This is a genomic window from Candidatus Allofournierella excrementavium, assembly GCF_048526665.1.
Taxonomy (GTDB): Bacteria; Bacillota; Clostridia; order Oscillospirales; family Ruminococcaceae; genus Allofournierella_A; species Allofournierella_A excrementavium.
The window spans coordinates 30412-42456 of record NZ_DBGFPE010000014.1 but is presented as its reverse complement, the minus strand read 5'-3'; the positions used below and the strand labels follow the sequence as shown (position 1 = coordinate 42456).

Annotated in this window: 12 protein-coding genes; 6 read left to right on the top strand and 6 right to left on the bottom strand. The window is 60.2% G+C overall.

The features are described from left to right. Position 1: 1 nt before the first annotated feature. The 3 genes from ACMI1Q_RS03985 to ACMI1Q_RS03975 form a co-directional block, all read right to left on the bottom strand. Entirely contained in the window at positions 2 to 856 is an 855-nt protein-coding gene (locus ACMI1Q_RS03985; protein WP_419502888.1) for a TraX family protein, read from the bottom strand. Between the two features lie 148 nt (positions 857 to 1004). Beyond that, positions 1005 to 1544, bottom strand: a complete 540-nt coding sequence (locus tag ACMI1Q_RS03980; protein ID WP_177521245.1) for an NADH peroxidase — start codon at positions 1542 to 1544, stop codon at positions 1005 to 1007. A gap of 128 nt (positions 1545 to 1672) precedes the next feature. After that, positions 1673 to 2212, bottom strand: a complete 540-nt coding sequence (locus ACMI1Q_RS03975) for a Gx transporter family protein (protein ID WP_419502887.1) — start codon at positions 2210 to 2212, stop codon at positions 1673 to 1675. Between the two features lie 163 nt (positions 2213 to 2375). On the opposite strand from ACMI1Q_RS03975, the gene ACMI1Q_RS03970 reads away from it, so the two are divergent. From ACMI1Q_RS03970 to ACMI1Q_RS03945, 6 genes are all read left to right on the top strand, one after another. Beyond that, a complete protein-coding gene (locus tag ACMI1Q_RS03970) occupies positions 2376 to 2843 on the top strand; it encodes an FMN-binding protein (RefSeq protein ID WP_419502886.1) in 468 nt (155 codons plus the stop codon). 97 nt (positions 2844 to 2940) lie between these two features. Next, complete coding sequence (locus ACMI1Q_RS03965) at positions 2941 to 3423, top strand: DUF4358 domain-containing protein (protein WP_419502885.1); 483 nt, start codon at positions 2941 to 2943, stop codon at positions 3421 to 3423. An 85-nt stretch (positions 3424 to 3508) separates the two neighbouring features. Then, on the top strand, positions 3509 to 4933 hold the full coding sequence (locus tag ACMI1Q_RS03960; protein ID WP_394963804.1) for an MBOAT family O-acyltransferase: 1425 nt from the start codon (positions 3509 to 3511) through the stop codon (positions 4931 to 4933). A 15-nt stretch (positions 4934 to 4948) separates the two neighbouring features. Next, the gene (locus tag ACMI1Q_RS03955) at positions 4949 to 6121 is read left to right on the top strand and encodes a DHHW family protein (protein WP_419502884.1); all 1173 of its coding nucleotides are present in this window, start codon (positions 4949 to 4951) and stop codon (positions 6119 to 6121) included. Between the two features lie 222 nt (positions 6122 to 6343). After that, positions 6344 to 7021 (top strand): response regulator transcription factor, encoded by a 678-nt coding sequence (locus ACMI1Q_RS03950; RefSeq protein ID WP_177521253.1) that lies wholly within the window; start codon positions 6344 to 6346, stop codon positions 7019 to 7021. Then, on the top strand, positions 7018 to 8688 hold the full coding sequence (locus ACMI1Q_RS03945) for an ATP-binding protein (protein WP_419502883.1): 1671 nt from the start codon (positions 7018 to 7020) through the stop codon (positions 8686 to 8688). Before ACMI1Q_RS03950 ends, ACMI1Q_RS03945 begins: the two co-directional genes overlap by 4 nt. Positions 8689 to 8746: 58 nt before the next feature. On the opposite strand, the gene ACMI1Q_RS03940 is transcribed toward ACMI1Q_RS03945, so the two are convergent. The 3 genes from ACMI1Q_RS03940 to ACMI1Q_RS03930 form a co-directional block, all read right to left on the bottom strand. Continuing rightward, positions 8747 to 10597, bottom strand: a complete 1851-nt coding sequence (locus ACMI1Q_RS03940) for an ABC-F family ATP-binding cassette domain-containing protein (protein WP_419502882.1) — start codon at positions 10595 to 10597, stop codon at positions 8747 to 8749. A gap of 71 nt (positions 10598 to 10668) precedes the next feature. Further along, positions 10669 to 11418 (bottom strand): YjjG family noncanonical pyrimidine nucleotidase, encoded by a 750-nt coding sequence (locus ACMI1Q_RS03935; RefSeq protein ID WP_419502881.1) that lies wholly within the window; start codon positions 11416 to 11418, stop codon positions 10669 to 10671. 156 nt (positions 11419 to 11574) lie between these two features. Then, a complete protein-coding gene (locus tag ACMI1Q_RS03930; protein ID WP_419502880.1) occupies positions 11575 to 11982 on the bottom strand; it encodes a hypothetical protein in 408 nt (135 codons plus the stop codon). Positions 11983 to 12045 lie beyond the last annotated feature (63 nt).

Here is a 12045-nt window from a genome sequence, read left to right as displayed (position 1 = left end):
CTCAGTTCAAAAGGAGATACAGCCCCCAGGAAAGGGCGTAGAAAACATAGACATGGGCGGGATAAAAGACATAGAAAAGCGCCTTGTGTCCCCTGCCCCGCTGGCCATTATACCACAGCATCAGGGGCACCGCCAGAACGCCGTAGATCTCGTAGTATACAGTGAAGAGCTGGGTCCACACAAAGCCCGGCATATTGGAGACCATAAGGCCCATATAGACCACGCCGTACAGAAGATAATAGACTGTAAAGGCAGCCACCTGCACACCCCTGCGCTTGCGGAAAAGATAGAGCACCAGCCCCATTACCAGCACCGGCCAGCTGCTGTCGCCCGTCATGCCCCAGAGCGGCACCACCGAATAGCAGACAAAGCCCGGCAGGCCGGAAAGCGCCGGGAACACCGCCACCAGCAAGGTGGCCGCGAAGGGCCAGGCCAGGGGCAGAAGCACCGCCGCAAGGCCGGGCAAAAGCCGCTTTTGCCCCAGCCAGTCGATGCCCTGCCAGACCACCATCAGGATCACAAAGGTGGTCATCATGCCGTTTGCGGGGAAAAAGCCGTCCGGCCGGACCGGCAGGCCGCCGAAGGCCATGAGATAATACAGCAGCGACATTGCCGCAGAGATGGCATAGACTTTCAAAAAATACTTTTTCCTGCTGCGGGTGTGGGTGAAGCCCTCCACCAGGCAGAACAAAAACAGCGGCGCGCTGATCCGTCCCGCCATGCTGAACCACTCCGGGATAACGCCGGTGAAACCGAAAAAGTAATGGATGTGGTCCAGCACCATCGTCACAAGGGCGATCCATTTCAGCCCTGTCTCCGTGATGCCCCGCTTGGGGATCAATTCTGTTGTTTCCATTGCAAAACGCTCCTCTCAAGGTTTCTTTTGCCATGGTAACAACCATTTCTAAGGAAAGTATAAGGGCGCGGGCATTTTCTCAAAGGGAAAGCCCCCCGGGCGGACCCGGAGGGCTTTGTGCTTACTGTATGGGGGTGTTTTGAGCGGCTCAGCCGAAGTAACGCTCCAGCAGGCCCTGCATGCCGCGGCCATGACGGGCCTCGTCCTTGGCCATCTCGTGAACGGTGTCGTGGATGGCGTCCAGGCCCAGCTCCTTGGCGCGCTTGGCGATATCCATCTTGCCGCTGCAGGCGCCGCACTCGGCGTCCACACGCATCTGCAGGTTCTTCTTGGTGCTGTCGGTCAGAACCTCGCCCAGCAGCTCGGCGAACTTGGCGGCGTGCTCGGCCTCCTCAAATGCATAACGCTTCCAGGCCTCGGCGATCTCGGGGTAGCCCTCGCGGTCGGCCACGCGGCTCATGGCCAGGTACATGCCCACCTCGCTGCACTCGCCGTTGAAGTTCATGCGCAGGCCCTCAATGATGTCCTCAGGCACGCCCTCCTTGGCGATGCCCACCACATGCTCGGTGACGTAGGTGTTCTCGGTCTTCTCCACGAACTTGTCCTTGGGAGCCTTGCAGACGGGGCAGAACTCAGGGGCAGCGCCCTCGGCGATGTAACCACAAACGGTGCAAACGAACTTAGACATTTTCTCTTCCTCCAAATCGTTTTAAAAGTTTTGCATTGAAGCGGTCCCTGTAAATAGGAATCATTCTCTGTTATGTTCACAGTATAGCACAACAAAAAGGTTTCGTCAACAGAAAAATCATGAAAAACCTATGAATTTTTGCGCTGGTCCTGCGGCTGGGTGGAAAAGCCCATTTTGCCCAGCGCCGGCAGCAGGGCGGCCAGGCTGGAGCTGGTCACAAGGCCCATGCCAAGGCCGCAGACGATCATGATGGGGGCGTAGGTGAGGGCCAGCGCGCTGCTGAGCAGAAAGCTGGCGGCGATGAGCTGGCCGATGTTGTGGCCCAGCGCGCCGCACACCGACAGGATAAAGTAGGTGGGGCGGCGGGGCAGTTTGTAGAGCAGCCACATCACCAGCACCGAAACAAGGCCCCCGCTGAGGGATAAAAGCCCCGCGGTGGCGCCCCGGGTCAGCGCGACAAAAAAGGCCTTGAGCACGGTTAAGGTGAGCGCCTGGGGGAAGCCCATGAAAAACAGCGCATACATGACCACGATGTTCGCCAGGCCTATTTTCACGCCGGGGATGAGCCCCAGCAGCGGCGTGATGGCGCTCTCCATGAAAGACAGCGCCATGGCCAGCGCAAACAGCAGGCCGGACAGCGCCACCTGGCGGGTTTTGTTGTTTCGCATGGCGTTCTCTCCTTAGTAATAAGGTTTTGGCTGGTTATCAGTCTAAGCCGCTTTGCCCCATCTGTCAAGAAAAAAGCGCCGGAATTGACCTTCTTCGCAATATCTTTTATAATAGGTGCAAACGCGCTCCCCGCTTGGGTAGCGACGCAACGGAGGTGGTCTCATGCGCCGCGCGCTTCTGGCAGCGGTTTGCTGCGGCTTTGCCCTTTTGCTGGTCGGCTGCGGCTTCAAGGACGGAACATACACAGCCGAATTTCAAAGCTTTGACAGCCTGGGATACAAGGACCGGCTCCAGATCACCGTGGAGGACGGCGTCATCACCGCCGCGCAGTTTGACGGGGTGAACGAATCGGGCGGCCTGAAAAGCGAGGATGAAGCCTACGCCGGTCGGATGCGCCCCCTCTGCGGCACCGACCCGGCCGGGATACGCCAATATTACAGCGACGCCCTGACCGGCCTGGATGACCCAAAGGATCTGGAGGCCGACGGCGTCAGCGGCGCGACGGTGTCGGCGCAGCACTTTGAAGCGCTGTGGCAGGCGCTGCAATCGCCCATGAAAAAAGGCGAGATCTCGCCCGTGGTGGTGGCGGACATCCCGGAATTTTCGCCGGAGGAAGGCATCGGTGAATAATGTGTTAAAATTTGGCACACACTTGCACTGAGGCTTGCATTCCACCGGGATATAGTGTAGAATTCCCATAAGGCTTTCAAAAAGGAGAGTACGACAAATGAAAAAGATCGTTTCGCTGCTCATGGCAGTTTCCCTTTGTGCGCTTGCCCTGGCCGGCTGCGGCGGCGGGTCTGAGACCGCCTCGTATAACCTGGACGACATCGTCGCCACCGTGGAAAAGGCCAATTCGGTGAGCAACTCCCGCGATGTGGACGACAATTTCATCCAGCTGGATATGCTGCTCACTCCTGAAAACATCGAGGAGTACGCCGGCAAGGTGAGCAGCGACCAGAGCAACAGCGCGCTGATCGTGGCCATCAAGGCGGTGGAGGGCAAGGCTTCCGCCGTGGAGGAAGAGCTGAACGCCTACAAAACCAGCATCTCCACCGGCGGCCTGTACGCTGAATTTGCGGACAAGGAGGCCATGGCCGCCGACGCCCGCATCATTGCGAAGGGAGATTATCTGGTGATGGTGGTCGCCAATACCGAGGGCGCCGACTACACTGAAATCGACACCGCGCTGGACGAGGCTCTGAAATAAGGCACACCGCGCTGAGCTTTGAAAATGAGGCCGATACCTGCGTTTTCCAGGTACCGGCCTTTTGTGTGAAAGGGAGGGCCGTTTTTTGATCTTCAGCACGATTTTGTTTCTGTTCCGTTTTCTGCCCATCACGCTGGCGCTTTATTATCTTGCCCCGGCAAAACTGAAGAATCTGGCGCTGTTTTTGTGCAGCCTTGTGTTCTATTCCTGGGGCGAGGTCAAATTCTTCCCGGTGATGGTGGTGCTTATCCTCATCAACTATACTTGCGGCCTGTTGATGGAAAAGTTTGACCACAGCGTCAGGGCACGGCGGGTGCTGCTGGTGGCATCCATCGTGGGCAGTCTGTCCATGCTGGTGTTCTTCAAATACTCAAACTTCCTCATCGGCACTGTAAACAGCCTGTTCGGGCTGTCCATCGGGCTCATCGAGGCGGCCACGGTGCTGCCGCTTGGCATCAGCTTCTATACCTTCCAGACCATGAGCTATTCCATCGACGTTTACCGCCGGGATGTGCCCGCCGAACACAGCATCATCGACTTTGGCGCCTATGTGGTCATGTTCCCCCAGCTGATCGCCGGCCCCATCGTGAAATACCGGGACGTGGCCGCCCAGCTGCATGTGTATAAAAACCGCTACCGCCTTTCCCAGATACAGGACGGCATCTGCCTGTTCGTGTTCGGCCTGGCCAAAAAAGTCCTGCTGGCGGACATGATCAGCCAGCTGTGGTACGACATCATCGGCCAGTGGTCCGGCGGGACGCTGGAGATCGCCGGCGTCGGCCTGGAAAACGCCAGCACGCCCCTTGCGTGGCTGGGGCTTCTGGCCTACAGCCTGCAGCTGTATTTCGACTTCTCCGGCTACTCCCTGATGGGCATCGGCATGGGCAAGATGCTGGGCTTCGACTTCCCCATGAACTTCAATCTGCCCTACATTGCCGGCAGCATCACCGACTTCTGGCGCCGGTGGCACATGACCCTTTCCAGCTGGTTCAAGGAGTATGTGTACATCCCCCTGGGCGGCAACCGCCGCGGCATCAAGCGCCAGATCTTCAACATGTTTGTGGTCTGGTCCCTCACCGGCATCTGGCACGGCGCCGACTGGAACTTCATGCTCTGGGGCGTCTACTACTTCGTGCTGCTGACCATTGAAAAGGTCTTTTTGCTGGACAAGCTGAAAAAGGGCAAGGTCTGGCCCCATGTCTACACCCTGTTCCTGGTGGCGGTGGGCTGGGCGCTGTTCGTGGGCAACGAGAGCGGCGTGGGCCTTTCGCTTTTGTTCCAGAAGCTGTTCATCCCCAGCGGCGGCGTTGGCTGTTTGTATTTCCTGCGCAATTACGGCGTGCTGCTGGCGGTATGCATCGCCTGCTGCACTCCCCTGCCGCTGAAAATTTACGACAGGATCAAGGAGAACACCTTCATGCGCATTGCGCTGGTGGGGCTGCTGCTGGTCTTGTGCATCGCGTATATCGTGGCGTCCACCAACACGCCGTTCCTCTATTTCCGGTTCTAAGGGGGTGCGAGACTGATGAAGGAAAAATGGAATGAACTGAAAAAGTATCCCCTGCTGGTGCTGTTTTTCGTGTTCCTGTTCGGGTTCATGTTTCTGGACATGGCCTGGCCCAAGCGGGGATACAGCGACCTGGAGCGCCGGGACCTGGCCCAGGTGCCGGAATTCAGCCTGACAAAACTCTTTGAAAATGTGTGGACCAGCGAGTACGACAACTACACCAAAGACCAGGTGGTGGGCCGCGACATGTGGCTGCGCCTGCAGAGCCGCAGCGAGAGCCTGCTGTTCCAAAAGCAGGAGATCGGCGGCGCGCTGCTGGGCGATGACGAGATGCTCTTCGCCCAGACGCTGGCCCTCAAGCCCACCGAGGAGCGCATCCTGAAAAGCAACATCCAGCAGAGTTCTTCGTTCGCGCTGCGCTACCCCGGCAAGGTCACCCTGATGATCACGCCTTCCGCGAGCGTGATCTATCCCGACAAACTGCCCGCCAACGCCCCCCTGCTGGATGAAAACGCGCTGCTGGACACCATTTTCTCTATGCACGAGGGCGCCAACTGCATCGATCTGCGGGAAGCTTTCAGTGCTGCCGCGGAGGATACCCAGCTCTACTACAAGACCGACCACCATTGGACCACCGACGGCGGCGCGTATCTGGCCTATCAGGAATACTGCCGCTCTTTGGGCCTGACCCCCATGGAAGTGAGCGCCGGGGACTTTGGCCAGGTGCCGGACTTCTATGGCACCACCTACTCCAAGTGCCTGCGGTGGGATCAGACGCCGGACACCATCTCCTACCTGGACATTCCCGATCAGATGACCGTTTGGAAAACCAACGCCAGGGGCGAGGCCACCGAACCGCAGTTCACCAGCGGCCTGTATGAGATGGAAAAGGCCGGGACCGCCGACAAGTACTCCATGTTCCTTTACGGCAACCAGGGCTACGTCACCATCGAAGGCCGCGGCGAGGGCCGTGTGCTGGTGGTGAAAGACAGCTATGCCAACAGCTTGGTCCCCTACCTCATCGAGAACTACGCCGAGATCTGCGTCATCGACCCCCGCAGCTACCGCAACAGCATCGACGCGCTGATGCAGCGGGAGCAGTTCGATCAGGTCCTGCTGCTGTTCAGTTTCCAGACCTATTCCACCACGAATATCTCCAGCTACCTTGCCGCCTCGGCCGGCGAGGGCTGAAGCCTTTCCAACGCCCCTGCACGGTTTGTGCAGGGGCGTTGATTTTTCCCCTGACAAGCCCACTTTTTACGGACATTTTACATTTCGGGGTGGGAAAACCGGCGCAAATGCTTTATACTTGAATCGAATGAGATCCGCGCGGCCCCCGCCGCGGCCCCGCCTTTTCGAGGCAGGGCCGGCAGCCCGGGCGCGGACCGATTTGAAGGGAGAGCATCCATGTCCGTGATCTATGTTTTGGAAGATGACAACAGCATCCGCGAGTTGGTGGTGTACACGCTGAACCACTCCGGCCACGATGCCCAGGGATTCGGGCTGCCCAGCCAGTTCTGGGCGCAGATGGCAAAAGCCGCGCCCGACCTGCTTTTGCTGGATATCATGCTGCCCGAGCAGGACGGCATCGAAATTTTGAAACAGCTGCGGGCGGAGCCCGCCACCCGCAAGCTGCCGGTCATCATGCTCACCGCCAAGGGCAGTGAATACGACCGAGTGCTGGGGCTGGACAGCGGCGCCGACGATTACATCCCCAAGCCCTTCGGTATGATGGAGCTTGTGGCCCGCGTCAACGCGCTGCTGCGCCGCACCGCTCCCGGCGAGCAGGTCATGGAGTACAAGGCGGGCGGTCTTTCCGTCTGCCCCGCCCGGCATCAGGTGCTGGCGAACGGCCGCCCCGTCACCCTGACTCACAAGGAATTCGAGCTGCTGAGCCTGCTCATCCAGTCGCCCGGCATCGTGTTCACCCGGGAGCAGCTTCTCCGGGAGGTCTGGGGCTATACCTTTGACGCCGAGAGCCGCACTCTGGACGTGCATGTGCGCACCCTGCGCCAGAAGCTGGGCGAGTGCGGAAGCTGCATCGAAACGGTGCGGGGCTCCGGCTACCGCATCCGGGAGAACGAACAATGAGCAAACGTATTTTCAAAGCGATGATGGCGGTGACTCTCACCACCCTGCTCGTGTGCATGGCTTTGTTCATCGCCATCCTGTTTCCCTATTTTGAAACGCAGCTTTCCGACGAGTTGAGGAACGAGCTGGAATACCTTGCCCCCAATGTGGAACGGGACGGCCTTGGCTATCTGGAGCGCCTGGGCGACGGGCAGAACCGGCTGACCCTCATCGACGCCGACGGCACCGTTCTCTTTGACAGCGACGCCGACCCCACGCAGATGGAAAACCACGCCGACCGGCCGGAAGTCATCCAGGCCATTGCCGAGGGCGCCGGCGAAAGCAGCCGTTATTCCGAAACGCTGACCGAAAAAACCATCAACTGCGCCATACTGCTGGAAAACGGCCAGGTGCTTCGCATCTCCAGCACCCAGTATTCCAGCATGGCGCTGCTGGCAAGCCTCACGCCTTCCCTGCTGCTGGTGCTGATCTTTGCGGCTCTGGTGGCGGTGACCATCGCCTACAAATTGAGCCAGCGGCTCACAAAGCCCCTCAACGAAATCGACCTGGAGCATCCCCAGGTGAATCAGGCGCCCTACGATGAGCTCAAGCCCCTTCTGCGCCGCCTGCACCACCAGAACCGGCAGATACGCGAGCAGATCCAGCAGCTGCAGGCCCAAAAACGCCAGTTCACCGCCATCACCGACAACATGCGGGAGGGGTTTCTGGTGCTGGACGCCGACGGGCTGGTGCTCTCCTACAATTCCAGCGCCACCCGCCTTTTGCAGCCGGAAAAGCCGCTGGACGGCCGCAACATCCGAGAACTGACCGACGAGCCCGATTTTCTGGAGAGCCTGCACGGCGCCCAGGAGGGCGAGCATGTGGAGAGCCTTGTTCCCCTGCACGGGCGCATCTGCCAGCTGTTTGCCAACCCCGTCTATCAGGAAAGCACCCTCACCGGCATCGTGCTGGTGCTGCTGGACGTGACCGAACAGCAGGAACGGGAGGGTCTGCGGCGGGAGTTCAGCGCCAATGTGTCCCACGAGCTCAAGACTCCCCTCACCTCCATCGCCGGCATCGCCGAAATTATGAAGAGCGGCATGATCGCCCCCGCGGACGTCCCCCACTTTGCCGGCAAAATTTACGATGAATCCCAGCGCCTCATCCAGCTTGTGCGGGACATCATCCGCATCTCCCAGCTGGACGAGAACAATATCCACGACACCCCGGTGCCGGTGGAACTGAAAAAGTGCGCCGCCCGCAACCTCAGCCTGCTGGAAAGCGCCGCCGACGCCGCCGACGTCACCCTGCTTCTGGAGGGCGAGGAGGCGGTCATCCAGGCGGTGCCCGCCATCCTGGATGAAATGGTTTATAATCTCTGCGAAAACGCGGTGAAGTACAACAAACCCGGCGGCAGCGTCACCGTGACCGTGCGCTCGGACGCCGCCCACGTCACTCTGGAAGTGGCGGACACCGGCATCGGCATCGCCCCGGAGCATCACAGCCGGGTGTTTGAACGGTTCTACCGGGTGGACAAGAGCCACTCGAAAGAGATCGGCGGCACCGGCCTGGGCCTTTCCATCGTAAAGCACGGCGCGGCCTTCCACCATGCCCAGGTGGAACTGGAGAGCGCGCTGGACAAAGGCACCACTGTGCGCATCATCTTCCCGAAAAACGCTTCCTTCTGAAGCCCCCGTTCATGCGAAAAAGCCCCTGGCAAGTCAAACGACTTGTCAGGGGTTTGTTTTACTCTTCTTCCTGTTCGTACTGTTCCTGCTCTTCCAGCAGCTTTTCCCACTCGTCGAAAAGCTCCTGTTGGTGGAAGCGGGTGTCCTCCAGCTCGTCGCAGGTGTCCCGCAAGAGGATGTGGTCCCGCAGCACCTCCGGGTCATTGATGGAGTTTTCCAGCTCCACCACCCGGGCGCCGATGGCCTCTATCTCATCCTCCACCGCCTTGATGCGGGCGCGAAGCTCCGCGCGGCGGCGGCGCTGCTCCTTGCCGTAGGAGGCTTTGCCTCCAGTGGCGTTCTGGGCGGCGGGGGTCGGCTCGGGAGCCGTCTGGCCGCGGCCCATCATCTTTTCGTAGCTTTCATACAGGGTGGCCTTGCCGTTCTCGATGTAGAGGATGGGGCAGGCCAGGCTGTTCATCAGATAGCGGTCGTGGGTGATGAGCAGCAGAGTGCCCTCGTAGGCTGTGAGGGCCTCGGTCAGGCTGTCGCGGGTGTAGATGTCCAAGTGGTTCGTCGGCTCGTCCATGAACAGCAGGTTGGGCCGTTCCAGCACGATCTCGGAAAGGCGCAGGCGCGCAAGCTCGCCGCCGGAAAGAGCGCTGCAGGGTTTGAACACGTCCTCGCCCTTGAAGCCGAAGCGGGCCAGATGGCTGCGCACTTCCAGCTCGGTCATGCGGGGCCACTTGTCCCAGATCGCGTCGATGACGCGGCCGCCGCGGCGAAGCTGCTGCTGCTCGAAGACGCTTGCCTTTGCCCCGGCGCCCAGCCGCACCATTCCCCCGCTGGGTTTGCGCCGCCCGGCCAGCACCTGCATCAGGGTGGATTTGCCCGCGCCGTTGGGGCCGGCGATGACCAGCCGCTCGCCCCGCAGCACCTGTAAATCGAAGGGCTCCAGCAGCGTGCGGCCCTCTATTTTGACGCAGAGGTTCTTGAGAGTGAGCAGCTCGTTGTAAGGCGTGACGTCGAACTCAAAGCGGAATTTCAGCTGCTGGGGGCCGCTGGAGGGCTTTTCGGTGATCTCCAGCTTTTCCAGCTGCTTGCGGCGGCTCTGAGCCATTTTTGTGGTGGAAGCGCGCACCAGATTGCGGGCGATGTAGTCCTCCAGCTTCTGAGCCTTGGCCACATCGGCGTCGTGCTGTTTCTGCTGCAAGGCCACCGCCGCCTCTTTCTGAGGCAGAAATGCGGAGTAATTGCCTTTGTAGCTGGTCAGGCCGTGGCCCTCCACCTCCCAGATGCGGGTGCACACCTCATCCAGAAAATAGCGATCGTGGCTGACCACCAGCACCGCGCCGGAATAGCCTTTCAGATAATTTTCCAGCCATTCCATGGTGATGAAGTCCAGATGGTTGGTGGGCTCGTCCAAAATCAGGACATCCGGGCGCTGGAGCAGCAGCCGCGCAAGGCACAGACGGGTGTGCTCGCCGCCGGAGAGCACCGCCACGCTCTTCTGATAGGTCTCCGGCCCGAAGCTCATGCCGCTGAGCACCTTTTTGATATTCACGTCCATGTTGTAGCCGTCGGCCGCGTCAATGACCGCCGAGAGCTTGGCGTGCTCCGCCAGGACCTCTTGGTCGTGGGGGTCCTTTTCCAGCTTTTTCTCCAGCAGATGCATGCGGTTCATCGCTTCCAGCACCGGCGCAAAGGCATTGCGCATCTCGCCGTAAACGTCCTGCTGAGGGTCCAGCTTGCTGTTCTGTTCCAGATACCCAAGGGTCACGCCCCGGGTCAGCTGCATTTCCCCCTCGTCGGGCTGATACTCGCCGCAGAGGATCTTGAGCAGAGTGGTCTTGCCGGCGCCGTTTTCACCCACGATGCCGATGCGCTCCCCCTGCTCCACCGTGGCGTTGATGCCCTCAAGGACCACCATTTCGCCAAAGCTTTTTCCGATGTTTTGTAAGGATAGTACCATGTTCGTTCCGTTTCTTTGGCAGAGCCGTCTCAGCCGCCCTGCTCAAACTGATGTTTGCGCCGGGTCTGGCCCACATTTTCCAGCTCATCCGGCTCCATGACGATGGCGTATAGTTCCTCCCAGCTGCGCACGGTGTGGGTCGGCCCGTTTTCGGCGGGAGCTTCCTTGCCTTCCCAGTTGAACCAGCAGGTATCCAGCCCGGCGTTCTGGCCGCCCTTCACGTCGGCGGTGAGGCTGTCGCCCACCACCAGCACTTTGTCCCGGTTCTCGATGCCCAGGCTGCGCAGGGCCGTCTCGAAAAAGCGGCGATTGGGCTTTTCCACGCCGATGCACTCGGAGATGAACACCCCGTCCATATACTCGCCCAGGCCGGACTCTTTCAGGCGCTTTTCCTGCACATGTTCCACGCCGTTGGTGACCACCGCCAACGTGGCCACCTCCGACAGTTCCTTCACCGCCTCCAGTGTGCCGGGCATCAGGTCGGGGTGCTCGCTCAGGCGGTCCAGATAGAAGGCATTCATCCGCGCCGCGTCGCCGGTGGCTCCCAGCGCCGCCAGCAGTTCCTCAAAGCGGCGGACCACCAGTTTCTCCCGCTTGATCTGGCCCTTTTCCAACGCGGCCCAAAGGCCCTTGTTGATGGTGTGGTAGGTGTGCTCCACCTCGTCGGTGGCGGGCAGGCCGAACTCGCTCATCGTCTCGTGAAACGCCTTGTGCTCGGCGGCGGAAAAGTCCATCATGGTGCCGTCCACATCCAGCAAGAGGCAATGATAATATGCCATGGGTCAATCTCTCCCTCTTGATTATCCTTTGCCGCCCTTTCCGGCGGCGTGTACCTTGTCTATTATCGCTTATTCCGCCCCGTTCGTCAAGGGAAGCGGCACGCAGACGCAGCGGCACCCGGACAGGCCGAAGCCGCTGTCCGGGTGCCGCCGTGCTCACAGGTCGATGATGGGATAAGTGCCTTCGTCCGACGCCGTACAGCTACAACGGCTGCTGGTGCATTCCACAGGGTCGGGATCAGGTTCCGGCTCGGGCTCCGGCGTGCAGACGCAGGCGTCCCCGCAGTTGCAGCAGTTCCGGCAGCCGCAGCAATTCCCGCAGCGGTTCTGGCAGCCGCAGGCGCCGCACCCGCAGCTTCCCTGGCAGCCACAGCGGTTCTGACAGCCGCAGGAGTTCCCGCAATTGCAGGAGCAGCGGCTGCCGCAGCCGGAACATTCGGTGCATCTGCAGTCCGGTGTGGTCACCGGCTCGCCCCAGTCGAAATCGTAGTTCTCCACACTGCCGTTGATCACGTCTTCGTCACCCACGGCGTATGCTCTCAGGCACTTGCTTGTATCAGTCATTGTTGAACGCCTCCCTTGCCCCAATGTATGCAGCCCCATCAAGGGGTGTGCGCGGGAGGCAGG